Source organism: Paraburkholderia piptadeniae (assembly GCF_900007165.1).
GTDB classification, from domain to species: domain Bacteria; phylum Pseudomonadota; class Gammaproteobacteria; order Burkholderiales; family Burkholderiaceae; genus Paraburkholderia; species Paraburkholderia piptadeniae.
Map to the genome: position 1 here is coordinate 51,916 of NZ_CYGY02000015.1, position 22,158 is coordinate 74,073.

Annotated in this window: 21 protein-coding genes and 1 pseudogene; 16 read left to right on the forward strand and 6 right to left on the reverse strand. The window is 64.6% G+C overall.

Features of this window, described 5'->3' with window-relative positions; translation table 11 throughout:
- Positions 1–3 precede the first annotated feature (3 nt).
- Positions 4–1,578: a methyl-accepting chemotaxis protein gene (locus BN2476_RS07090; protein ID WP_087733452.1), complete on the reverse strand. Its 1,575-nt coding sequence runs from the start codon at positions 1,576–1,578 to the stop codon at positions 4–6.
- Between the two features lie 160 nt (positions 1,579–1,738).
- The gene (locus BN2476_RS07095) at positions 1,739–2,662 is read right to left on the reverse strand and encodes a LysR family transcriptional regulator (protein WP_087733453.1); all 924 of its coding nucleotides are present in this window, start codon (positions 2,660–2,662) and stop codon (positions 1,739–1,741) included.
- Positions 2,663–2,775: 113 nt separating this feature from the next.
- Here BN2476_RS07095 and BN2476_RS07100 point away from each other — a divergent pair, with 113 nt between their 5' ends.
- From BN2476_RS07100 to BN2476_RS07155, 12 genes are all read left to right on the forward strand, one after another.
- Complete coding sequence (locus BN2476_RS07100; protein ID WP_087733454.1) at positions 2,776–3,519, forward strand: SDR family oxidoreductase; 744 nt, start codon at positions 2,776–2,778, stop codon at positions 3,517–3,519.
- Between the two features lie 234 nt (positions 3,520–3,753).
- On the forward strand, positions 3,754–4,788 hold the full coding sequence (locus tag BN2476_RS07105) for a transporter (protein ID WP_087733455.1): 1,035 nt from the start codon (positions 3,754–3,756) through the stop codon (positions 4,786–4,788).
- Between the two features lie 145 nt (positions 4,789–4,933).
- Positions 4,934–5,242: an EthD family reductase gene (locus tag BN2476_RS07110; protein ID WP_087733456.1), complete on the forward strand. Its 309-nt coding sequence runs from the start codon at positions 4,934–4,936 to the stop codon at positions 5,240–5,242.
- A gap of 239 nt (positions 5,243–5,481) precedes the next feature.
- Complete coding sequence (gene araD, locus BN2476_RS07115; protein ID WP_087733457.1) at positions 5,482–7,230, forward strand: L-arabinonate dehydratase; 1,749 nt, start codon at positions 5,482–5,484, stop codon at positions 7,228–7,230.
- A gap of 27 nt (positions 7,231–7,257) precedes the next feature.
- The gene (locus BN2476_RS07120; RefSeq protein WP_087733458.1) at positions 7,258–7,995 is read left to right on the forward strand and encodes a ribonuclease activity regulator RraA; all 738 of its coding nucleotides are present in this window, start codon (positions 7,258–7,260) and stop codon (positions 7,993–7,995) included.
- Positions 7,996–8,096: 101 nt separating this feature from the next.
- Positions 8,097–9,422 carry an MFS transporter gene (locus BN2476_RS07125; RefSeq protein WP_087733459.1) on the forward strand — a complete coding sequence of 442 codons (1,326 nt, stop codon included), beginning with the start codon at positions 8,097–8,099 and terminating at the stop codon, positions 9,420–9,422.
- A 57-nt stretch (positions 9,423–9,479) separates the two neighbouring features.
- Positions 9,480–10,544, forward strand: a complete 1,065-nt coding sequence (locus tag BN2476_RS07130) for a LacI family DNA-binding transcriptional regulator (protein ID WP_087733460.1) — start codon at positions 9,480–9,482, stop codon at positions 10,542–10,544.
- A 346-nt stretch (positions 10,545–10,890) separates the two neighbouring features.
- The gene (locus tag BN2476_RS07135) at positions 10,891–11,331 is read left to right on the forward strand and encodes a hypothetical protein (protein WP_143810915.1); all 441 of its coding nucleotides are present in this window, start codon (positions 10,891–10,893) and stop codon (positions 11,329–11,331) included.
- 56 nt (positions 11,332–11,387) lie between these two features.
- Positions 11,388–11,549 (forward strand): hypothetical protein, encoded by a 162-nt coding sequence (locus tag BN2476_RS46400; protein ID WP_160111683.1) that lies wholly within the window; start codon positions 11,388–11,390, stop codon positions 11,547–11,549.
- Positions 11,550–11,640: 91 nt separating this feature from the next.
- Entirely contained in the window at positions 11,641–12,264 is a 624-nt protein-coding gene (locus BN2476_RS07145) for a hypothetical protein (RefSeq protein WP_143810916.1), read from the forward strand.
- 192 nt (positions 12,265–12,456) lie between these two features.
- Complete coding sequence (locus tag BN2476_RS07150) at positions 12,457–12,846, forward strand: hemerythrin domain-containing protein (protein ID WP_087733464.1); 390 nt, start codon at positions 12,457–12,459, stop codon at positions 12,844–12,846.
- A 66-nt stretch (positions 12,847–12,912) separates the two neighbouring features.
- A complete protein-coding gene (locus BN2476_RS07155; RefSeq protein WP_087733465.1) occupies positions 12,913–14,130 on the forward strand; it encodes an NnrS family protein in 1,218 nt (405 codons plus the stop codon).
- Between the two features lie 34 nt (positions 14,131–14,164).
- On the opposite strand, the gene BN2476_RS07160 is transcribed toward BN2476_RS07155, so the two are convergent.
- Together BN2476_RS07160 and BN2476_RS07165 are read right to left on the reverse strand one after the other, a co-directional pair.
- The gene (locus BN2476_RS07160; protein WP_087733466.1) at positions 14,165–15,838 is read right to left on the reverse strand and encodes a methyl-accepting chemotaxis protein; all 1,674 of its coding nucleotides are present in this window, start codon (positions 15,836–15,838) and stop codon (positions 14,165–14,167) included.
- Between the two features lie 227 nt (positions 15,839–16,065).
- Positions 16,066–16,980, reverse strand: coding sequence for a LysR family transcriptional regulator (locus tag BN2476_RS07165; protein ID WP_087733467.1), 915 nt, complete (start codon positions 16,978–16,980; stop codon positions 16,066–16,068).
- 121 nt (positions 16,981–17,101) lie between these two features.
- Here BN2476_RS07165 and BN2476_RS07170 point away from each other — a divergent pair.
- A pseudogene (locus BN2476_RS07170) lies at positions 17,102–17,509 on the forward strand (SDR family oxidoreductase); the annotation flags it as partial.
- A gap of 31 nt (positions 17,510–17,540) precedes the next feature.
- On the opposite strand, the gene BN2476_RS07175 reads toward BN2476_RS07170, so the two are convergent.
- Together BN2476_RS07175 and BN2476_RS07180 are read right to left on the reverse strand one after the other, a co-directional pair.
- Complete coding sequence (locus BN2476_RS07175; protein WP_087733468.1) at positions 17,541–17,927, reverse strand: DUF488 domain-containing protein; 387 nt, start codon at positions 17,925–17,927, stop codon at positions 17,541–17,543.
- 159 nt (positions 17,928–18,086) lie between these two features.
- Positions 18,087–18,395 (reverse strand): putative quinol monooxygenase, encoded by a 309-nt coding sequence (locus BN2476_RS07180; protein WP_087733469.1) that lies wholly within the window; start codon positions 18,393–18,395, stop codon positions 18,087–18,089.
- Positions 18,396–18,634: 239 nt separating this feature from the next.
- On the opposite strand from BN2476_RS07180, the gene BN2476_RS07185 reads away from it, so the two are divergent.
- From BN2476_RS07185 to BN2476_RS07195, 3 genes are all read left to right on the forward strand, one after another.
- Positions 18,635–19,573, forward strand: coding sequence for a dihydrodipicolinate synthase family protein (locus BN2476_RS07185; RefSeq protein WP_087733470.1), 939 nt, complete (start codon positions 18,635–18,637; stop codon positions 19,571–19,573).
- 144 nt (positions 19,574–19,717) lie between these two features.
- A complete protein-coding gene (gene araD, locus BN2476_RS07190) occupies positions 19,718–21,478 on the forward strand; it encodes an L-arabinonate dehydratase (RefSeq protein ID WP_087733478.1) in 1,761 nt (586 codons plus the stop codon).
- Positions 21,479–21,640: 162 nt separating this feature from the next.
- The coding region (locus BN2476_RS07195; RefSeq protein ID WP_143810917.1) for a porin at positions 21,641–22,158 on the forward strand (518 nt) is incomplete at its 3' end.

Consider the following 22,158-nt stretch of genomic DNA (forward strand, 5'->3'; position numbering starts at 1 on the left):
GTATCAGGCGGTTTCGGCGACCTGGAACGCGTCGACGGAAGTCTTCAGCCGCCCCGCCTGCTCGGTCAGCGAATGCGCGGCGGCCGCCGCCTGTTCGACCAGCGCCGCGTTTTCCTGCGTGAGGCTGTCCATCTGCGTGACGGCGTGATTGACCTGATCGATGCCCGCGCTCTGCTCGGCCGCCGCCGCGGCGATTTCCTGCATCACGTTCGTCACGCTCGCGATCGCATCGCGTGCCTGTTCGATCGTCGTGCCCGTGCGCTCGACGAGGCCCGCGCCGTTGCCGACCTTGTCGACGGCGCGGCTGATCAGTTGGCGCACTTCCTTCGCGGCCCCCGCGCTGCGATGCGCGAGTGTGCGGACCTCGCCCGCGACGACTGCGAAGCCGCGTCCCTGTTCGCCCGCGCGCGCGGCTTCGACGGCGGCGTTCAGCGCGAGGATGTTCGTCTGGAACGCGATGCTCTCGATCACGGCGATCACTTCGACCATCTTCTGCGATTCGGTGGAGATGTCGCGCATGGTCGACACGGCCTCGCCGACCATCTCGCTGCCTTCGTTCGCGATGCGCGCGGCGCGCTCCGCGAGTTCGCTCGCGGTCCGGGCGTTCTCGGCCGTCTGCCGGACCATCGACGTCATCTGCTCCATGCTCGCCGCCGTCTCCTGCAACGATGCCGCCTGGTTCTCGGTGCGCGACGACAGGTCCGCATTGCCGCTCGCGATTTCATGCGCGCCCGTCGCGACGTGATCGGCGGCATGCTTGATCGCGCGGATCGTGTCCGTCAGCGTGTCGCGCATGCGGCGAATCTCGCGCAACAGGCTCTGTTCGTCGTCGTGGCGCGTGTCGATCGAAACGGTCAGATCGCCGACGGCGATCGCATTCGCGACGTCGGCGGCATAGCCGGGGTCGCCGCCTATCGTGCGTTGAATGCTGCGGTTCGTGAGCGCGACGAGCGCGGCGAGCAGCAGCGAAATGCCGATAAACACCGCGCCGATCCAATACAGCGAGCGCATGAACGCGGCGTCGATATCGTCGACATAGGCGCCCGTCGCGATGATCCAGTCCCACGGCGCGAAGCGCACGACATAGCCGATCTTGCCGACGGCTTCAGCCGGTCCGGACGACGACGCGCTCTTCGAATGTGGAAACACGTAGTCGACGAAGCCGCCTTCGGGCGATTGCGCGACCTTCGCGAAGCTCACGTAGTGATGGCGGCCATCGGCGTCGGCGGTGCCCGCGAGATCCTTGCCGTTGGTCGCGGGCTTGATCGGATGCATGACCATGCGCGGCGTCGAATCGATCACGAGGAAGTAGCCGTCCTCGCCGTAACGGACTTCGCGCAGGCGGTCGAGCGCCTGCTTGCGGGCGTCGGCCTCGCTCATCTTGCCGCTCTGTGCGAGCGCCGCGTACTCCTTGACCAGCGACAGGCCGACATGCGCGACGTTGACCAGGTCGTTCTTTCGTTCCTCGATGCGCGTCTCGCGCGACAACCAGGCGGCCGACAACGACACTAGCAATAACGCGAACAGGCTGATGACGAGCGGCAACCACAGCTTCTGGGTAAAACTCAGCTTCAGCATTGCGACGCCTCTCAAGGTGGGCGATTCTTATTGAAATGTGCGCGCTGAGCAATGTGACACGCGCATGTCTCCGCCTGATATATCGACCGATGTCGCCGTCACTTTTGTAGTGGGAAACCCTGCTATCGGGTAGGGATGCCGGATAGGGACGCGCTGTTTGTCAGCGGGCGTCGAAGCGCGCGGCGAGCCGTCTTTCGCGAAACGCGCCGACGACGAAGTCGATGAATACGCGTGTCTTCGCGGGCAGCAGCTTGCGGTTCGGGTAGTAGAGCGTGAGGGGGCTCAGTTCCGCGTGCCAGCCCGGGAGTAGCCGCACGAGCTTGCCGTTCTCGAGCCAGGGAGCGGCATGCGGCGTCGGCAGGAAGGCGATGCCGAGCCCCTGCATCGCGGCATGCGCCATCGCTTCGGGGTCGTCGAAGATCATGCGGATGCGGCATTCGGCGGGCGCCTCTTCGCCGATCTGGTTGCGCAGCGTCCACGCGCGCACGCGGCCCGTGGTGCTCGAGCGGCGCGCGATGCCGTCCAGTTCGGCCAGCCCGGAAGGATGCGCGGGCATCGGCCTTCCCGCCATATACGCCGGCGACGCCGCGATGATCACGCACGGCCGCGCCAGCTCGCGTGCGATCACGCCTTGCGTCAGTTCGATTCCACCGCCGATCGCGGCATCGAAGCCGCCCGCGATCAGGTCGACTGCGCGGTTGTCGAAGTGCCAGTCGGGCACGATGTCGGGGTAACGCTGCAAAAATTCGCCGAGCAGCGGCACCAGATACTCGCGACCGAACGCGACGGCCATGCTCACCTTCAGCACGCCCGACGGCTTGCCGTCGTGCTGCGCCGCCCGTTCGAACGCGTCTTGCAGGCTCGTGAACGGCGCGCTCGCGTCGGCCCACAGCTGCTCGCCTGCCGGCGTCATCGTGAGCTTGCGGGTGCTGCGATGAAAGAGCCGCACGCCCAGATGCGCTTCGAGCCGCGCAATGTTCTTGCTGACGCCGGCGGGCGTGAGGCCCAGGCGCCGCGCCGCCGCCGAAAAGCTGCCCGTTTCGGCCGTCTGGATGAACGATTCGATGAGATTGAGCGCTTCCATCGCGATGTTGGCTTATACCTGTGGTTGAAACTGTTAGTCCGGATTCGATCCTACCGATATGCGAATCCGCTTGCCATACTCAACTCACCTCAACATCACATGGAGCACACAGGATGAGCACGAATCTGCAAGGCAAGATCGCTTTCGTCACGGGCGGCGCGCGCGGGATCGGCGCGGCCGTGGTACGCCGGCTCGCCAGCGAGGGCGCGACGGTGGCTTTCACGTATCACAGCTCAGCGGCCGGGGCGAACGACCTGGTCGCGAGCGTCGAGAAGGCGGGTGGCCGCGCGGTTGCCGTCAAGGCCGATGTCGCGGACCCCGCTTCGCTGACCAATGCGATCAACGAGACGGCGCGCCAGCTCGGCAAGATCGACATCCTCGTCAACAACGCGGGCGTGCTGCGTCTCGGCACGATCGACACGTTCTCGCTCGAGGATTTCGACGCGACCTTGCAGGTGAACGTGCGCGCCGTGTTCGTCGCGGCGAAGGCCGTGCTGCCGCACATGGGGCAGGGCGGGCGGATCATCAACATCGGCAGCTGCAACGCCGAGCGCATCCCGTTCGCGGGCGGCGCCGCGTACGCGATGAGCAAGTCGGCGCTGCAAGGGCTCGTGCAAGGACTCGCGCGCGATCTGGGACCGAAGGGCATCACCGTCAACAACGTGCAGCCCGGTCCGACCGATACCGACATGAACCCCGAGTCCAGCGAGTTCGCCGCTTCGCTGCATGGCCTGATGGCGATCGGCCGTCACGCGCGTCCCGAGGAAATCGCGGGCATGGTCGCGTATGTCGCGAGCCCGGAAGCGGGCTTCGTGACGGGCGCAAGCCTCACGATCGACGGCGGCTTCAACGCCTGATCGACTGAGCATGGCCGTCCGCGTGCGACGCGGACGGCTCGTTTCATGATGTAGGGCGTTGCACCGGTGCGCTCGCGGCGCGTCATCGGCAAGCCGCTCTTTTTCTCCAGTCGAAAAGCCGTCGAGAAGCCATCAAGCAGCCGTCAAGCGGCTGTCAAGCGGCTGTCACGTAACGCGAGTGCCGCAAGCTCATGTCAGAATGGCGCTTTCGTGGACCCCACCCTCGAAACGCACATGAACCTGAACCTGGCGCCCGCCACGTATGGGGCCGACCGCTCCGGCCTTGTCTGCGGCTTTCGTTTTGCTCCCGACAAGCCCGGCATCGCTCTCGATGCCGACTCCGCTGCCGAGTGGCTCGACGAGGTCGCGAAGGCACCGGACGCCAATGCGGGCGAGTTCCTGTGGCTCCATTTCAATCTCGCGCATGTATCGAGCGAACGCTGGATGCGCACGCATCTCGACCTGCCCGAAAGCTTTTTCGAAGCGTTTCGCGAAGGCTCGCACTCGACGCGCATCGAGCATCAGTACGGCGCGCTGCTCGCCGTCGTCAACGACGTGATGTACGACTTCGAGCAGACGCCTTCCGATATCTCGACGCTCTGGGTCTACACGCACGAGCGCATCATGGTCACGGCGCGCCTGAAGCAGTTGCGCTCCGTCGACCGGCTGCGCGCGTCGGTGCGCAACGGCGAGAGCTTCGATACGGCGGCCGAACTGCTGATCCATCTGCTGCGCGACCAGGCCGATCTGCTCGTCGAGATCGTGCGCAGAACGAGCATCGAAGTGGACCGCATCGAAGATCACTTCCTGTCGCTGCGCGCGTACGAGAGCCGCCGCGATCTCGGCGCGATGCGGCGCGTGCTCGTGCGTCTGCAACGGCTGCTCGCGCCGGAGCCCGGCTCGATCTTTCGTCTGCTGGTGCGGCCGCCCGCGTGGCTGTCCCCCGCCGATGTCCAGAGCCTGCGCGATTCGACGGAAGAGTTCTCGCTGGTGCTCGGCGATCTGTCCGGCCTCGCGGAGCGCATCAAGCTGCTGCAGGAAGAAATCGCCGCGCGCCTGAACGAGCAGACCAATCGCACGCTGTTCACGCTGACCATCGTCACGGTGCTCGCGCTCCCCATCAATATCATCGCGGGCCTGTTCGGGATGAACGTCGGTGGCATTCCGCTCGCGGAGAACAAGCACGGCTTCTGGATGATGGTGCTGCTCGTCGTCAGCTTCACCTTGCTCGCGGGCTGGTGGGGGTTCCGGCGCCGCATGCCGCGCTGAACGCGCGGAGTGTCGCGCACGCGGACCGCGCGGCACTCGAAAACGCGATCCCTTCACAAAGGGATCGCGCGGGCCGGGCGTAAAATCATGAGCCGTTCGAGAGGAACGACACTGCTCGCTGGACGCCCGTTTCAGGAGGCATGACATGGCAAAGCTCGTCGCGCTGTACAACGTACCCGCAGACCGCAACGCATTCGACGCCCATTACTTCGAGAAACACGTACCGCTCGCCAAGACCATTCCGGGCCTGCGCCGCTATGAAGTGAGCGTGGGGCCCGTCGCGAGCGCGAAAGGCGAATCGCCGTACGCGCTTGCCGCCATCCTCAGCTTCGACAGCTTCGACGCGCTGCAACAGGCGATGACCACGCCCGAAGCGGCGGCGACCACCGCCGACCTGCAGAACTTCGCGCAGGCAGGCGTCGAACTGCTCGTATTCGACACAAAGGAAGTCTGACACGGAACGCAACGCGCCGCGCGTTCGCGTCGTACATCGCGCGATCGCGTGGCTCGCGGCCTTTCTTCGCGCGGGCGCATTATCCAGGCTGCCTCTACGTGTAATCCCTGGCGGATTGTCTCGGATGATAACGCTACCATCCGTTCATCCCATCGTCATCGATCAGCACGGAAAGAACACCCATCGTGTCCGCCGGCTTTGCTTCGGGCGGAAATGATAGCGTTACCAAGGAGACTCATTTGTCCTCGAATCGCAAGAAACCGGAAGAGTTGCGCAGCTACCGCTGGTACGGCGTCAACGATCTCCGTTCGTTCGGCCATCGCTCGCGCACCGCGCAGATGGGCTATCACTCGTCCGATTACATGGGCAAGCCGGTGATCGCCGTCGTCAACACGTGGAGCGAGATCAACTCGTGCCATACGCACTTCAAGCAGCGCGTCGAGGAAGTGAAGCGCGGCATCTGGCAGGCGGGCGGCTTTCCCGTCGAGATGCCCGTGATGACGCTCGCCGAGCCGTTCCAGAAGCCGACCACGATGCTCTACCGCAACTTCCTCGCGATGGAGACGGAAGAGCTGCTCAAGTCGTATCCGTTCGACGGCTGCGTGCTGATGGGCGGCTGCGACAAGACCACGCCCGGCCTGCTGATGGGCGCGATCAGCATGGACCTGCCCGCGATCTATCTGCCCGCCGGTCCGATGCTGCGCGGCAACTGGAACGGCCGCACGCTCGGCAGTGGCTCGGACACGTGGAAGTACTGGGCCGAGCTGCGCGCGGGCAAGATCACCGAGGACGAATGGAAGGGCATCGAGAGCGGCATCGCGCGCTCGCCGGGCCACTGCATGACGATGGGCACGGCATCGACGATGACGAGCGCGACGGAATCGCTTGGCCTGACGCTGCCGGGCTTCTCGTCGATTCCCGCAGCGGACTCGCGGCACGCGCAATACGCGTCGCTGACGGGCCAGCGCATCGTCGAGATGGTGTGGACCGATCAGAAGCCGTCGGACATTCTCACCGCGAAGTCCTTCGATAACGCCGTCACGACGGTGCTCGCGATGTCGGGTTCGACGAATGCGATCGTGCACCTCGTGGCCGTCGCGCGCCGCGCGGGCATCGATCTGACGACGGCGCGCTTCGACGAACTCGCGCGCGTGACGCCCGTGCTCGGCAATATCCGTCCCGCCGGCCAGTATCTGATGGAGGACTTCTATTACGCGGGCGGCCTGCGCGCATTGCTCGTGGAACTGGGCGAACTGATCGACGGCACGCAGATGACCGTCAACGGAAAGACGCTCGGCGAGAACATCGCGGGCGCGGAGATCTTCAACGACGACGTGATCCGCAAGCGCGGCAATCCCCTCGTCGAGCGCGACGGCCTCGCCGTGCTGACGGGCAATCTCGCGCCGGACGGCGCCGTGATCAAGCCCGCCGCGATGGAGCAGCATCTGCTGAAGCACCGTGGCCCCGCCGTCGTGTTCAAGGACTACAAAGACATGGCCGCGCGCATCGACGACGAAGCGCTGGACGTGACGGCCGACTCGGTGATTGTGCTGCAGCATGCGGGTCCTGTCGGCGCGCCGGGCATGCCCGAATGGGGCCAGTTGCCGATCCCGCAAAAGCTGCTGAAAGAGGGCGTGCGCGACATGGTGCGCATCTCCGATGCGCGCATGAGCGGCACCAGCTACGGCGCATGCGTGCTGCACGTCGCGCCCGAATCGTTCGTCGGCGGGCCGCTCGCGCTCGTGAAGGACGGCGACATCATCGAACTCGATGTGGCCGCGCGGCGCCTGCATGTCGACGTCAGCGACGCGGAACTGGCGAAGCGCAGGCAAGCGTGGACGCCGCCGAAGCGTCCGTTCGAGCGCGGCTTCGGTGTGATGCATCAACTGCACGTCACGCAGGCGAACAAGGGTTGTGACTTCGACTTCCTCGAAGAAAAACTCGCGGCGTCGCCCGAAGCGAATCGCGACGAGCCGGAAATCCATTAACGCACACTACGTCACAAGCCACCGAAAATGACCGCATCCGAACAGCAGACCGTGAGCGCCGAAGCGCTCGAACAACTCCGCCACGTCAGCACGGCGACGCTCACCACGCAACTCTTCAAGCGCGGCCTGCGCAACGTGTTCCTGCAAGGCGTCGCGCCGCTCGCGAAGCCCGCGCCCGGCGCGCCGAATCTCGTTGGCCCCGCGTTCACGCTGCGCAATATTCCGGCGCGCGAAGACCTCGATCATGTCGGCGTGTTCCAGAACCCGGATCATCCACAGCGCAAGGCCGTCGAGACGGCGCCGCCCGGCAGCGTGCTCGTGCAGGACTGCCGCGGCGAGCGCTCGGTCGCATCCGTCGGCTCGATTCTCGCGTTGCGGCTCGCGAAGCGCGGCGTCGCGGGCATGGTGTCCGACGGTCCCGTGCGCGACAGCGGCTCGATTTCGGAACTCGGCCTGCCCATCTGGTGCGCGGGCGCGAGCGCGCCGCTGAATCTCGCGAAGCATCACGCCGTCGACATGAACGTGCCGATCGCGTGCGGCGACGTGCCCGTGTATCCGGGCGATATCGTCGTCGCGGATGTCGATGGCGTCGTGATCGTGCCGCGCGAAATGGCCGAAGAAGTCGCGCGCGATGCGACCGAGCAGGAACGGCTCGAGGCGTTCATCACCGAGCGCATCGCGCAAGGCAATCCGCTGCGCGGCAACTATCCGCCGAACGACGAAACGCTTGCCGCGTACAACGCGTGGCGCGAAGCACAGAAGTAGTGCGGCTGAAGCGAAGCGGCCGAAGCAAAGCGCCATCCGTCACGAACACAACTTGAACAACGAGCGAGGCCCGCGCGCAGGCAGCGGGCCCGGGAGACACCGTGAACACCATCACTTCAGCGATCGACGAATCGCGCCTCATCAACCGGCTCGGGCTGCGGCTCATGCCGTTGCTCGGCCTCCTGTATCTGGTCGCGTATATCGACCGCTCGAACATCAGCTTCGCGAAGCTGCAGATGCTCGGCAGTCTCGGGCTCTCCGAGGTGGCGTACGGACTCGGCGCATCGTTGTTCTTCATCGGCTATCTGATCTTCGAGGTGCCGAGCAACGTTATGCTTCACAAGTACGGCGCGCCGAAGTGGATGGCGCGCATCATGTTCACGTGGGGCGTCGTGACGATCCTGCTCGCGTTCACGAAGAACGCGACGATGTTCTACGTGCTGCGCTTTCTGCTGGGCGCGTCGGAGGCGGGGCTCTATCCGGGCGTGATCTATTTTCTGACGCTGTGGTTTCCGCAACGGCATCGCGTGCGCATGCTCGGCTATTTCACGGTCGGCAGCAGCCTCGGCAACATGGTCGGCGCGCCGATCTGCGGATGGCTACTCGACAAGGGCGGCATCCTCGGCCTGCAAGGCTGGCAACTCGTGTTCGTTGTCACGGGCATTCCGTCCGTGCTGCTGACGTTTGTCGTGCTGTATCTGCTGCCCGCGTCGCCGCGTGAAGCGACGTTCCTCTCGGACGACGAGAAGGCATGGCTCGCGCGCACGCTCGAAACGGAAAGCGCGCAGGCCCGCAAGAACGCCGCGCGTCATGCATCGCTGCTGAGCGTGCTCGCCGAACCGCGCGTGATCGGCATGGCGCTCTACTACATGATGCTGTCGATCTCCGTGTACGGCGTCAGCTACTGGCTGCCGACGCTCGTCAAGGGCTTCGGCGTGAGCAACACGACAAACGGTTTCCTCAACATCATTCCGTGGCTGATGGCGACGATCGTGCTCGCATGGCTGCCGTCGAAACTGCGCGCGGGCAATCGCGCGCTCATCGCGATGCTCGCGTCGGCGCTGCTCGGCATGGTGTTCTTCCTGTCGTCGGTGTTCATGCCGACCAATACGCTGCGCTTCATCGCGCTGTGCTTCGGCGCGCCGTGCATGTATCTGCTGATTCCATGCTTCTGGACGCTGCCACCGAAGTTCCTGTTCGGCGCGCGCGCCGCGGCAGGCATCGCGGCGATCAATTCGCTCGGCAATATCGGCGGCTTCATCGCGCAGAACCTCGTGCCGTTCGTCAAGCAGACGACGGGCAGCACGCAGGCGCCGATGCTGATTCCCGCGACCTGCATGCTGATCTTCGCGATCGTGACGAGCTTCGTTCTAAGGCGTAGCGGCAATGCGGCGCAAAACGTGGGCAGCGCGCCCGTGACGGAGTGAGGCCGCATCGAGGCATTGGCTACAATAGCCGCGCAACATTTTCAGGTGCACACACTCATGTCGACCGCCAAGCCAACCGACGCATCGCTCGCGCTCAAGGACAGCGCCGCGCCCGCGCGCCGCACGCGCGGCGGTCCGAAGGGCCTGCGCATCACGGATGTCGCGGCGCAGGCGGGCGTGTCGCCGATCACGGTGTCGCGCGTGTTCAACAATCCGGCTTCCGTGGCACCCGAAACGCTCGAACGCGTGCGCCAGGTCGTGCAGAAGCTGGGCTACGTGCCGAACCGGCTCGCGGGTGGCCTGTCGTCGGCGCGCTCGCGGCTGATCGCGGCCATCGTGCCGACCATCGCGCACTCGCTGTTCTCCGAGACCATCCAGGTGTTCAGCGAGACGATGTCGCGCGCGGGCTATGAAGTGCTGCTCGCGCTCAGCGGCTATAGCGACACGAACGAAGAAAGCCTGCTCGATACCGTGCTGAGCCGCCGTCCCGAAGGCGTGCTGCTGACGGGCGTCGCGCACACGGATTCATTGCGCGAGCGCTTGCGCAACGTCGGCATTCCCGTCGTCGAGACGTGGGACATGACGGATACGCCGATCGACATGCTGGTGGGCTTCTCGCACTATCAGATCGGCGTAGCGGTGGCGGAGCGTTTTCTGTCGCGCGGCGTGAAGCGGCCCGCGCTGATGTCGGCGAGCGATGCGCGCGCGCTCGCGCGCCGCGCCGGGTTCCGCGACCGGCTCGCGAAAGTGGGGATGACGGACGTCGCCGAAGTGATCGTCGAGCCACCGAGCTCGCTGGCGACCGGCAAGGCAGCGCTGCCGCAACTGCTCGAGCGCGCGCCGCAAGTCGATGCCGTGTTTTGCGGCTCCGATCTGCTCGCGATCGGCGCGCTGGGCGCGGCCAAGCGCCTCGGCCTCGACGTGCCGTCGCGGCTTGCGATTTGCGGCTTCGGCGACCTTGACTTCGCGTCGGAAACGTCGCCGCAACTGACGACGGTGCGCGTCGACGGCACGCGCATCGGCGTGAGCGCCGCGCGGTTTCTGCTCGACCGGCTGAATGGGGTGCATGAGCCCGCGTTCGTCGATGTGGGGTTTAGCGTGGTGGAGCGGGAATCGGCATAAGAGCCGACGTAAAGGGACGGATTCCCTGGTCCCGCAACTGCGGTGGTTGACTGTCGCCCTGACGATCTCCAACGGACAGAAGTCGTGCTGGCGCAACTCAAGGCCGTCATCTCCAATTCAGACGCTTGCGACGGTCTTTAACCGTTACCGCGCGTTCCATCGCGCACGCGACAGTTTAGGATTTCTCTGACATCTCACCGCGCTTCTTCCCTTTAACATGCCGACCGGCGATTCGCGTCGAGCGTGACGAGTGCCTAAGCTCAGGGCGGTCTTGCTGGTGTCTCCCCGACACCAGACCGAAGCGATCCGCCAACTTTCCAGATAGACAACATCACAGGCCTCGATCATGCCGACACATCGTTTTCCCATGGAACAAGGCGGTTCCGACCGTCTTGTCATCAAGACAGGTAACTTCAAATTCAACAAAGCTCATATCACGCTCGACGGACAATCCGTGCTCGCGGGCGTGACCTCCGAGCAGATGAAACAAGGCGTATCCGTTTCGTTGCCCGACGGCTCGCATCTGGCTATCAAGTTTGTTGGCAATGCCATTCTTGCTCAAGCAAGCGGTCTCGAAGTACTCCTCGACGGCAAGCCGCTGCCGGGCTCCATCGGCACGCCGGAACATGCCGTACTGACGGCGAAGAGCAGCGGCCAATTCCTGTACTTTCTCGCAGTCCTCAACTTCGTCGCCGGATTGGTTGCAACGTACTCGAGCAGCGACGGGCTCTTCGCCGCCAGCAACGCGTTGCCACTTTTCGCAAGTGCAACGTTGCTGGCCGTTTAGGCCTTTTCGTCCACTTCAAACTCTCGCTGATCGCATTGGCCGTCTCGATTGCTTTCATGATCGGCGATGCTGTCGTGACCGTCGCATCGCAGCTCGACGGCGGCACGCATTTCAATCCCGGGTTTCTCGTAATGCGTGCTCTTTTCGTGCTGATCTTGATCGGCTATTTCCGCACGATTCGCCAATACAAACTGTCCGCGCGAACGGCGCAAGCATAACCAGGGGGCGTCGCGGGCCTGTCGGGTATTCGCGAACGCCTGTCATCGTATGGTTCGCTCATCGGAGCGAGCAGAGCAGGAACGCAAAAAAATGAATGCAATCGATAGACGTGTTATTGCTGGCGTGGCTGGCGTGGTCTGTTTCTTCGCAATTGCGGTTGTTGGCTCCAGGTTTTATCTGGAAAAGCGCGCAGTTGCACACGCACAGCAGGTAGCCGAACAACTCAGACGGGAAGCGGCCGCGAGACATCCTGACCAGCCGCTGTCGTTGGCGATGGCGAAGGATGCATCTGCCCAGATGAGCGCCGAACTGCGCAACGAGCCGGATGAGAAAAAGCGGCAGTTCCGTGCAGCGGCCGCGTTTTACGGGTTCTATGAAGCAAACACAATCGTGCGCGCAGAATACTGCCGCGAGCTAGGCGTAGACATTACCCCCTTCGTAAAAGCATTCGAAAGCAGGCACGTCGAATTGCTGCAGAAGGCGAAAAAGCTGTCTGCCGATTTTCCGACAACAGTAGAACACGCCATGGAGTTGATTAAGCCGCAATTGCGCGAAGTCACTGCCCAAGAGATCGCCGATGCAGCTGCCAAGGGAAAGATGTCCAAAAAGCAGGTGTGCGCGTTCGTTGCTGGTCATGCGGACGCAATCGCGTCCAGGGCGACGTTTGCAAAGGCTCAACCTGACGCGTACGCCATGCTCAACGACGCGCATTGAACGATATGCGATGACCGGTTGCCCGGTCATTTTCACTCGCTTTCTAGTCAAAAAGACTGCTGTCAAAACGACTAATACCAATCTCAGATGACTGTTTATTAAGAGATTTATGGTTGGCACAAAACGTGTTTAAGGGTTTACGCGGCCATACGAAGCCGCAACTCAGTCAACACGAAACACGCAGGCCAACACATGTCACTGATCACCACGCTCAAGCACGATCACGAAGAGATCTTCCGTTTGCTCGATGAATGCCGTGCGCTCGGCGTAGTCACCGACGAGGGGCACCGCAAGCTCAAGCAGGTGCGCGGCGTCGTTTCGGCGCATCTGAAGCGCGAAGACGACCGGCTGTATCCCGAGATGCGCAAGCACGACGAGACGCGCGTGCTCGGCGAGATGTACGCGCAGGAGATGCGCGCAATTTCGTCGGAGATTCTCGGCTTTTTCGAACGACTCGAAAGCGGCGGCCGCTCGGGCCTCGAGTTCGCGCGTGAAATCGGCCGCGTGATCGCGCATCTGCGCCAGCGGATGACGCGCGAAGAAGTGCGTCTGTATCCCGCATTCGAGGCGCACTGCGAATAAGCCCGTCACGAGCCACGCAGCGGCAGCGCCGCTTCACGTTCTTCCGATGCCTGAAACGAGCGAATCATGAAAATCGTCGAACCGCGCTCAACCTTCGTCCCGTTCCCCGAACGCTACCGGCCCGGGCGGCGCTTCGCGCTGTTCAACCTGGGCTTTCGGCCGTTCTATCTGGCGGGCGCCGTCTTTGCGGCACTTGCGCTGACCGTATGGCTGCTGATGCTTGCGGGCGTGCCCGTCAACGGCAACTACCTGCTGAAGGTCGACCCGATCGGCTGGCACGCGCACGAAATGGTGTACGGCTTCGCCGCGTCGATCGTCGCAGGCTTTCTGCTGACGGCGGTACGCGCATGGACAGGCATGCAGACGACGAGCCATCGCGTGCTCGCCGCGCTTGCGCTGTTGTGGCTATGCGCTCGCGTGCTGGTGTGGAGCGGGCCTGCCGTGCCCGCCTCGATCGTCGATAGCGCGTTTCTCCCCGCTGTCGCCTGCGTCCTGCTGCGCGTGCTGAAGAAGGCGGGCAACCGCCGCAACTATTTCCTCGTGCCCGTGCTGCTGCTGTTCGGCGCGCTCAACGCCGCTTTTCACATCCTCGTGCAGACAGGCCGGCCCGATCTCGCGCTGCGTTGCCTGTATGCGGCGGCGGGCATCGTCGTGCTGCTGGTCAGCGTGATCGGCGCGCGCGTGATCCCGATGTTCACGTCGAATGCGATTCCTGGTTTTGTCACGCGCCGCTGGAAGCCGGTCGAAACGATCGCCGCGCCGCTGACGCTCGCCGCGCTGTTCGCCGACGCAGCCGCCGTTCATCCCGCCGCTATTGCGACGCTGGCGTTCGCGGCCTGCGCGGTTCACTGTGCGCGGATGATCGGCTGGCGCTCGTACAACGTGCGCGGTCCCGCGATTCTGCTGATCCTGCACGTCGCCTATGCGTGGATACCCGTTGGCTTCGCGCTGCTCGGCGCGAGCGCGCTCGGGTTCGTGCCGCATTCCGTCGCGTTGCACGCGTTCACGGCGGGCGTGATCGGCGGCGCGATCATCGCGATGATCACGCGCACGGCGCGCGGCCACACGGGCAGGCCGCTCGTCGCCGATAAGCGCGACGTCGCGAGCTACGCGCTCGTCACGCTTGGTTCGGTGTTGCGCACCGTCGGTCCGCTCGTCGCGCCGGGCCTCTATCACATGTGGATCTGGAGCGCGGGCCTGTGCTGGATCGCCGCGTTCGTCATCTACGCACTCGCGTATGCGCTGCCGCTGACGCGCCCGCGCGAGGACGGCAAGCCGGGCTAGGCCGCTTTCGGCCCCATCGATAGCGCCAGCGCCGTTACCCTTCGATCTTGAAGCGCGAAACGCCCGTGCGCAGTTGATTGGCGACAAGCGTCAGCTCGTCGATTGCCTGCGACGACTGGCGCAACGACTCCGCCGTCTGCTGCGCGGTCTCGGACAGTTGCGACAACGCTTGCGTTATCTGCGCGGCGCTTGTGACCTGGTTCTTCATGCCTTGGTTGACGAGCTGGAAGCGCGGCGCGAGCGTCTGCACGTCGTGAATGATCTGCGATAGTTGTCCGCACACCTGTTGCACATCGCGCATCCCGCGCGCTTCTTCGGAGAACTCGTCCACGCCAGTCACGCACGCCGCTACGGCCGACTGGATCTCGTTCACCGCCTCTTCGATGTCATGGCTGGCGACGGCCGCCTGATCCGCGAGACGCCGGGCTTCCGCGGCGACGACGGCAAAGCCCTGGCCATGTTCGCCGTCCTTTTCCGCTTCGGTCGCCGCGTTTAATGACAGCAGGTTGGCCTGATCCGCGACCTTCGCGATCGTCGCGGACACCTGGTTGATGTTGACCGCCTTTTCGTCGAGGATCGCGAGCTTCGCGTTCAGCGAGTCCGCCGCTTGCATTGCGCTGCGCATCGTCGCTTCGATGTGCGCGAGCCCGGCCTCGCTCGTGCCCGCGCGTACCGCCGACTGCCCGGCGACCAACGACACCTCGTTCATCGTATGCCGCAGATCGCCCGAAGTCGCGGCGATTTCGCGCGAGGCCGCGCCGATTCGGGCCGTGGTCGTGGCCGTTTCGCTAGCCGTCGCGTGCTGCTCCTTCGACGTCGCCGCGATCTCGGCGACGGAAGTCGTCACCTGCAGCGACGACTTCTGCGCCTGTGCGACGAGGCTGTTCAGTTCCTCGGCCATCCGGTTGAAGCCATCTTCGAGTGCGCTGAATTCATCGCGCCGCCCGAGCTTGAGCCGCTGTGTGAGATTGCCCGTGCGCATCACGTTGTGCACTTCGACGACACTCGACATCGGCACCGTGATCGCCCGGTACAACGAATAGCCCGTCACGAGCGCGACGAGCAGCGTGACGCCGAGCGCCGACGCCAGCGTGATCTCCATGCTCGCCACCGAATCGCGGATCGCTTTCGCGGAATCGTCGGCCTGTCCGCGGTTCTCGGTGACGAGTTCGTTCGCCGTGCGCAGCACGTTGTCCCACGCGGGCGCGAGCTTCACGAAGGCGGCCTGCGCATCGGACTTCGACGTCGCTGCAAGACGCGTCGCTTCGTGCTGTTGCGGAAGGTACTGGTCCCAGGCGGCCTTGAAGTCGCGAAAGTGCGCGCGGTCCTGGTTGCGAAAGAGCGTCGCCTGATATTCGGCCGACACCTGATCGAACTGGCGCATGATCTGCGGCAGGCGGTCGAGATCGCGCTTCGTCGCGTCGTCGTCGCCGTCGACGAAGAGCGCGCGTTCTAGCGTCGAATAGCCGCTGCCCGCCGTCGCGCGCAACGTGGTCGCGAGATAGAGACCGGGCACGGAGTCGCGGCCCATGCTGAGCGCCTCGTCGTCCATCACGCGAACCCACGTGTACGAGATGGCCGCCATCGCGAGCATCAGCACGAACAGCGCGCCGAAGCTCAGCACGATCCGGTTGCCGAGCGTCAGACGGGGGCCGCGCTTCGGGTTGGGCAGATCGGTGTCGCTTGTGCGGGACGTCGCTGTGGCCATTGTCGATGACTTTTCCGGTGAAATTGTGAGGTGGCGCGTGGGTGGTCGAATGTCCCACGGTCCAGGTCGACGTAATGGGGAGACTGCACGAGGGGAAACTACACGATCACATGGCAGTTCATTATCGCAAAAGGCGCAGGAAATCAGCGTCGACCCGGCACGTCGCAGCACGCGCGCCGTACGGTCTCATGCGCAAGGCGTTCGATCGCGCGCGGCCGGATCGCGCGCTACAAGGCGTCCCAGCGCCACGCCTGCGCCAGACGCTCGCGCAGATAGTCGACGAACACCCGCACGCGCGGCGCGAGATGCTGGCTATGCGGATAGATCGCATGCAACGGCGCCGCCGACATCGAATGATGCGGCAGCACGCGGCGCAGCCGGCCGCCAAGAATGTCGTCGCCGACATCCCAGATCGACTTCACGGCGATGCCCGCATCGGCGAGCGCGAGCAGATGCGCGGCTTCGCCGTCGTTCGTGACGATCGCGCCGTCGATGCGCACCGCGATGCTTTCGTCGCCTTCGAAGCGCCATTCCGCGCGCCGCTGGTCGCCGATCAGGATGCAGCGGTGCGACGCGAGATCGTGCGGATGCAGCGGCACGCCGTGCTGCTCCAGATAAGCCGGCGACGCGCACAGCACGCGGAAGTTCGGCGCAAGCGTCCGGGCGATCAGCGATGAATCGGCGAGACTGCCGAAGCGGATCGCAAGATCGAATCCGCTTTCGACGAGATCGACGACGGCGTCCGTCAATTCCAGCTGCACGTCGAGCTGCGGATGCAGCTTCTGAAAACCCGCGACCAGCGGCGCGATCTTCTGGCGCCCGAGCTGGCCTGGCGCCGTCACGCGCAGCAGTCCGCTGACTTCATGGCGGCGCTGTGACAGCAGCTCTTCCGCCTGCTCGATCTCGTCGATGATCCGCACGACGCGCGCATGAAACAGCGCGCCTTCTTCCGTGAGCGTCTGACGGCGCGTGGTGCGCTGGATCAGCCGCACGCCGACGCTTTTCTCCAGTTGCGCGAGCCGCTTGCTGACGACCGACAGCGGCAGATTCATCTCCCGCGCGGCCGCCGACAGACTGCCCGCCGACACCACACGGGAGAACGCGATCAGCGCGGGCAGGCTGTCGATCCGGGTAGGGTTCATTCTTCTCAAAAAAGAAAGGATTCATCCGTCGGGAAGCGGTATTTCTTCCGTAGCGCGAAGACTAGCATAGGGACGTTCGGGCGACAGCCTGGTGTCGTCGCGATGCGACGTGCGCTTCAAGGCGATGGACAGCAAGTTCTGGGGCGCCTACCGCGTCGCGCGCGCCGCGAAGATCCCGGAAGGCGGATCGCTGACGTTCGTATCGGGCTTTCTCGCCGTGCGTCCGAGCAGGACGTCGGTGCTGCAAGGCGCGATCAACGCGGCGCTCGAAGCGCTCGCGCGCGGCCTTGCGCTCGAACTGTCGCCCGTGCGGGTGAACACGGTGCCGCCGGGGCTGATCGCGACGCCTTTGTGGTCGAAGCTCTCCGACGATGCGCGCGACGCGATGTTCGAAGGCGCCGCGAACCGTTTGCCGGCGAAGCGCGTCGGCCAGCCCGAAGACGTCGCGAACGCGATCGTCTATCTGGCGACGACGCCTTACGCGACGGGCTCGACGGTGCTCGTCGATGGAGGCGGTGCGATTGCGTGAGCGCGCGACACGCATCGCGCAGAGGCGGGCGCTATGCGAGCTTTGCGCCCCGATCGTTGAGCAGTTGGCGCAGCACGCTCCGGTGGCAGCGGTTCTCGTCTTCGCAGTAGCAGCCGACCGAGAAATTCGCCGTCTGCGACAACGCGGCGAGCGTGTCGAGCACCTTCGACGCATCGCCGTTGTTCATTTCCGCGCGGAACTTGCGCACAAATGCGTGCCACTCGGCGTCGCTCTTCGCGGCCAGCGCCTGAGTGACGAGTTCCGGCGTCGGCGACAGGATCGGCAGCCAGACGTCGTAGTAGTTGCGGCTGCTGAACTCGGCCTTCGGCACGCCGCGCGGCGGCCGTCGCACCGTGCCGATGCGCACGCCTTCATCGGGCGCGCGGTCCGATCCGAGCTGAACGATAAGAATGGACATGGGGTGAGGTCTCCTGAGTGGATCGTGGTTTCAGGTTGTCTCGCGGCTCGATGGTCGCGTGATCGTTGCTTCATGGCGGCTTCATGCCGGTTTCATGCCGGCTGGCCGCGAGCGCTGCCGCTGGCGCAGACGGCATGCGCGCCTGCGCCGGGCGCGCCGTCAGCCGAGCGTGTTCTTCATGCCGAGCACATGGATGCGGCCGATTTGCGGCGGCCCCGTGAACAGATCGTTGGCGACACCCATCAGCGCCTTGGCGATCGGGCCGTCGAGATGCGCCTGGCGTCCGGCCTCGTCGGGGAACGCATCGAACACGCCGTAAGTGTGCTCGGCGATCTTTAGCGCGAACCAGATCGGCGTGGTGGTTTCCTGGTTCGCCAGTTCGAGCCCTTTCTGCAGAAACGCTTCGACGTCGGCCTCCTTGCCGGGCTTCGCTTCGAAACGTGCGAACAACGCGTACTTGATGGTCATGTGACTCTCCTTCCAGGATGGCGGGTGTGCCGGTGAGCGCTTCGAGTTAACCATTGTCGCCCGTGATCGTGTACGCGCAATCGTCATCTTTGGTGTCAGCGGCGACGCGCGCACAGCCGGAACACTGTTGTCAAACGATTTCATGGAAAACACCAATTGTCCAAATAGTTGTTTGACAACATCGCGACGGCCATGTAGCTTTCTGGCTTGTCAGCCACCCATCCGAACCACGAGATCCTATGAACGAGTCCCAGATCGTCGAGCGCGAATTCGCGTCGACCGTGATGGCAGTCCCGCCGCTTGCACGCCGTGCCGATTTGTCGCTCGATGTCGATGCCAACCAGAAGTTGATCCGCCATATCGAAGCGGGTGGCGTGCGCACGCTGCTGTACGGCGGCAACGCGAATTTCTATCACGTGGCTGTCAGCGAATATCGCGAGGTGCTCGACATGCTGGCGGCGAGCGCCGCGCCCACGACGCGCGTGATTCCCGCCATCGGCCCGGACTTCGGCAAGATGCTCGACCAGGCGCGCATCCTGTCGCAGACCTCGTATCGCACCGCGATGGTGTTGCCGCTCGCCGGCTTCACGACGCCCGCGGGCGTCGAAGCGGGGCTCACGCGCATCGTCGATACGGCGGGCATCCCGCTCACGCTCTACATCAAGAGCGAAGACTACGTGGACGTCGACACGCTCGCACGGCTCGTCGATCGCGGCACGTTGATCGCGGTGAAGTACGCGATCGTCCGCGACAATCCCGCCGACGATCCGTACCTGCGGCGCCTGCTGGACAGCGTGAGCTCGTCGCGCGTGATTTCGGGCATGGGCGAGCGCCCGGCGCTCGTGCATGTGCGCGACTTCGGCCTCGCTTCGTGGACGACGGGCTCGGGCTGCATCGCTTCGCACGCGGTGATGGCGCTGCTCGCCGCCGTCAAAGCCGGCCGTGACGCGCAAGCGCAGCGCCTCTACGACGCGTTCATGCCGCTCGAATCGCTGCGCGACGAGATCTCGCTGATTCGGGTGCTGCACGACGCCGTCACGTTGTCGGGCATCGCGGACATGGGCTCGATTCTGCCGCTCCTGAGCGGAGCGCCCGTCGAACAGCACGCTGCCATTGCGCAAGCTGCGCGCGAACTGCTCGCGTTCGAACGAGAGTTTGCCGGCAGTGCGCGCGCGTGATCGATGAGCGAATCGATTGGCCCCGAATCGAATGACCACGGATGCGCCGCGTGACGATCGCGCGGCGCGATCCGCATGACGTGCAGTTGCATCGCAGTGGAATCATCGCAGTGGAACAGAAGCTTGATCTGGAGTGAGACGAACGTGAGCACCGACGGCAACGAACGAAAGAAGGCGAGGAAGACGCCAGAAGAACTGCGCAGCCATCGCTGGTATGGCGTGAACGATCTGCGCTCGTTCGGGCATCGCTCGCGCACCGCGCAGATGGGCTACAGCCGCGAGGAATATGCGGGCAAGCCCGTCATCGCGATCCTCAACACGTGGAGCGAGATGAACCCGTGCCACACGCACTTCAAGCAGCGTGTGGAGGAAGTGAAGCGCGGCATCTGGCAGGCGGGCGGCTTTCCGATCGAGCTGCCGGTGCAGACCTTGTCGGAGCCGTTCCAGAAGCCCACGACGATGCTCTACCGCAACTTCCTCGCGATGGAAGCGGAAGAGACGCTGCGTTCGTATCCCGCCGATGGCGTCGTGCTGATGGGCGGCTGCGACAAGACCACACCCGCGCTGCTGATGGGCGCGATCTCGATGGACCTGCCGACCATCTTTCTGCCCGCCGGTCCGATGCTGCGCGGCAACTGGAACGGCGCGACGCTCGGCTCAGGCTCCGACACGTGGAAATACTGGGCCGATCTGCGCGCGGGCAAGATCACGGAAGAGGACTGGCAGGGCGTCGAAGGCGGCATCGCGCGCTCGCCGGGCCACTGCATGACGATGGGCACGGCGTCGACGATGACGAGCGCCGCCGAAGCGCTCGGCTTCACGCTGCCCGGCTTCGCGTCGATTCCGGCGCCCGACTCGCGTCACGCGCAGATGGCCGCGAAGACGGGCATGCGCATCGTCGAGATGGTGTGGGAAGACCTAAAGCCATCGGACATCCTCACCGCGCAATCGATCGACAACGCGGTCACGACCTGCCTCGCGCTGTCGGGCTCGACGAACGCGATCGTGCACATGATCGCGCTCGCGCGCCGCGCCGGCATCGAGCTGACACTCGACCGCTACGACAGCCTCTCGCGCCGCACGCCCGTGCTCGCGAACATCCGGCCGACGGGCGCGTATCTGATGGAGGACTTCTATTACGCGGGCGGCCTGCAGGCGATGCTCGCGGAACTGGGCGACCTGATCGACCGCTCGCAGAAGACGGTCAACGGGCGCACGCTTGGCGAGAACCTCGAAGGCGCGCAGATCTTCAACGACGACGTGATCCGCCGGCGCAGCAATCCGCTGATGCCGGACAACGGCCTCGCTGTTCTGCGCGGCAACATCGCGCCCGATGGCGCGGTGATCAAGCCGGGCGCCGCCGAGCCGCATCTGCTCGTGCACACGGGCCGCGCGGTGGTGTTCAAGGACTACAACGACATGGCCGCGCGCATCGATAACGAAGACCTCGACATCGACGAAAGCTGCGTGATCGTGCTGCAGCACGCGGGTCCCGTGGGCGCGCCGGGCATGCCCGAGTGGGGCCAGTTGCCGATCCCGAAGAAGCTGCTGCAAAAGGGCGTGCGCGACATGCTGCGCATTTCCGATGCGCGCATGAGCGGCACGAGCTACGGCGCGTGCGTGCTGCACGTGGCGCCCGAATCGTTTGTCGGCGGGCCGTTCGCTCTGGTGCGCGACGGCGACCTGATCGAGCTCGATGTGCCGCAGCGCAAGCTGAACGTGCTGGTATCGGACGATGAACTCGCGCGACGCAAGAACGAATGGGTCGCGCCCGAGCCGCGCTTCTCGCGCGGCTACGGCGCGATGCATCAGGTGCATGTGCTGCAGGCCGACAAGGGCTGCGACTTCGATTTCCTGCAACGCGGCGGCGCGGGCACCACGTCCAGCGAGCCGGAGATTCACTGAGCGCGTGCGTCTCGCGCGACGACGCGACACACCTGCCAGCCGTCTTTGATCTTTTGAAGAAGGAAAGCGAGCAACGAAGCAACCTCGCGGTCGCGGCGCCATGCCGTGCATCGCGATCACACCACGCAACAACATCGAGACGAAGTGAAGGAGGAGATAAGGATGGAAAGGAAGCAATTTCCGGGCGTGAAGGCCGCACTGGTGATCGGCGCTTCGCTGGCCACGGCGACGCCCGCGTTCGCGCAAAGCAGCGTGACGCTGTACGGCATCGTCGATAACGGCATCGGTTATCAATCCAGCTCGACGACGCTCGGTTCGACATCGGGCGGCCACTCGGCGTTCAAGATGATCACGGGTGTGTGGGCAGGCAGCCGCTTCGGCCTGAAAGGCGCGGAAGACCTGGGCGGCGGCACGAAGGCGATCTTCACACTGGAAGAGGGCTTCAACGCGAACAGCGGCACGATGTCGACGACCAACCTGATGTTCAGCCGCCAGGCGTTCGTCGGCGTGACGAACGGCACGTATGGCACGCTCACGGCGGGCCGTCAGTATGCGTCGTACTACCAGCTGCTGTCGCCGTACAGCCCGACCACCTGGCTCACGGGCTTCTACGGCGCGCACCCGGGCGATGTGGATGGCCTCGACACGATCTATCGCGCGAACAACACGTTGCTGTCCAT

Coding starts and splice junctions, on each gene's coding strand:
- BN2476_RS07090 (WP_087733452.1), bottom strand. CDS start 1,578: ATGCTGAAGCTGAGTTTTACCCAGAAGCTGTGGTTGCCGCTCGTCATC.
- BN2476_RS07095 (WP_087733453.1), bottom strand. CDS start 2,662: ATGGAAGCGCTCAATCTCATCGAATCGTTCATCCAGACGGCCGAAACG.
- BN2476_RS07100 (WP_087733454.1), top strand. CDS start 2,776: ATGAGCACGAATCTGCAAGGCAAGATCGCTTTCGTCACGGGCGGCGCG.
- BN2476_RS07105 (WP_087733455.1), top strand. CDS start 3,754: ATGAACCTGAACCTGGCGCCCGCCACGTATGGGGCCGACCGCTCCGGC.
- BN2476_RS07110 (WP_087733456.1), top strand. CDS start 4,934: ATGGCAAAGCTCGTCGCGCTGTACAACGTACCCGCAGACCGCAACGCA.
- BN2476_RS07120 (WP_087733458.1), top strand. CDS start 7,258: ATGACCGCATCCGAACAGCAGACCGTGAGCGCCGAAGCGCTCGAACAA.
- BN2476_RS07130 (WP_087733460.1), top strand. CDS start 9,480: ATGTCGACCGCCAAGCCAACCGACGCATCGCTCGCGCTCAAGGACAGC.
- BN2476_RS07135 (WP_143810915.1), top strand. CDS start 10,891: ATGCCGACACATCGTTTTCCCATGGAACAAGGCGGTTCCGACCGTCTT.
- BN2476_RS46400 (WP_160111683.1), top strand. CDS start 11,388: ATGATCGGCGATGCTGTCGTGACCGTCGCATCGCAGCTCGACGGCGGC.
- BN2476_RS07145 (WP_143810916.1), top strand. CDS start 11,641: ATGAATGCAATCGATAGACGTGTTATTGCTGGCGTGGCTGGCGTGGTC.
- BN2476_RS07150 (WP_087733464.1), top strand. CDS start 12,457: ATGTCACTGATCACCACGCTCAAGCACGATCACGAAGAGATCTTCCGT.
- BN2476_RS07155 (WP_087733465.1), top strand. CDS start 12,913: ATGAAAATCGTCGAACCGCGCTCAACCTTCGTCCCGTTCCCCGAACGC.
- BN2476_RS07160 (WP_087733466.1), bottom strand. CDS start 15,838: ATGGCCACAGCGACGTCCCGCACAAGCGACACCGATCTGCCCAACCCG.
- BN2476_RS07165 (WP_087733467.1), bottom strand. CDS start 16,980: ATGAACCCTACCCGGATCGACAGCCTGCCCGCGCTGATCGCGTTCTCC.
- BN2476_RS07175 (WP_087733468.1), bottom strand. CDS start 17,927: ATGTCCATTCTTATCGTTCAGCTCGGATCGGACCGCGCGCCCGATGAA.
- BN2476_RS07180 (WP_087733469.1), bottom strand. CDS start 18,395: ATGACCATCAAGTACGCGTTGTTCGCACGTTTCGAAGCGAAGCCCGGC.
- BN2476_RS07185 (WP_087733470.1), top strand. CDS start 18,635: ATGAACGAGTCCCAGATCGTCGAGCGCGAATTCGCGTCGACCGTGATG.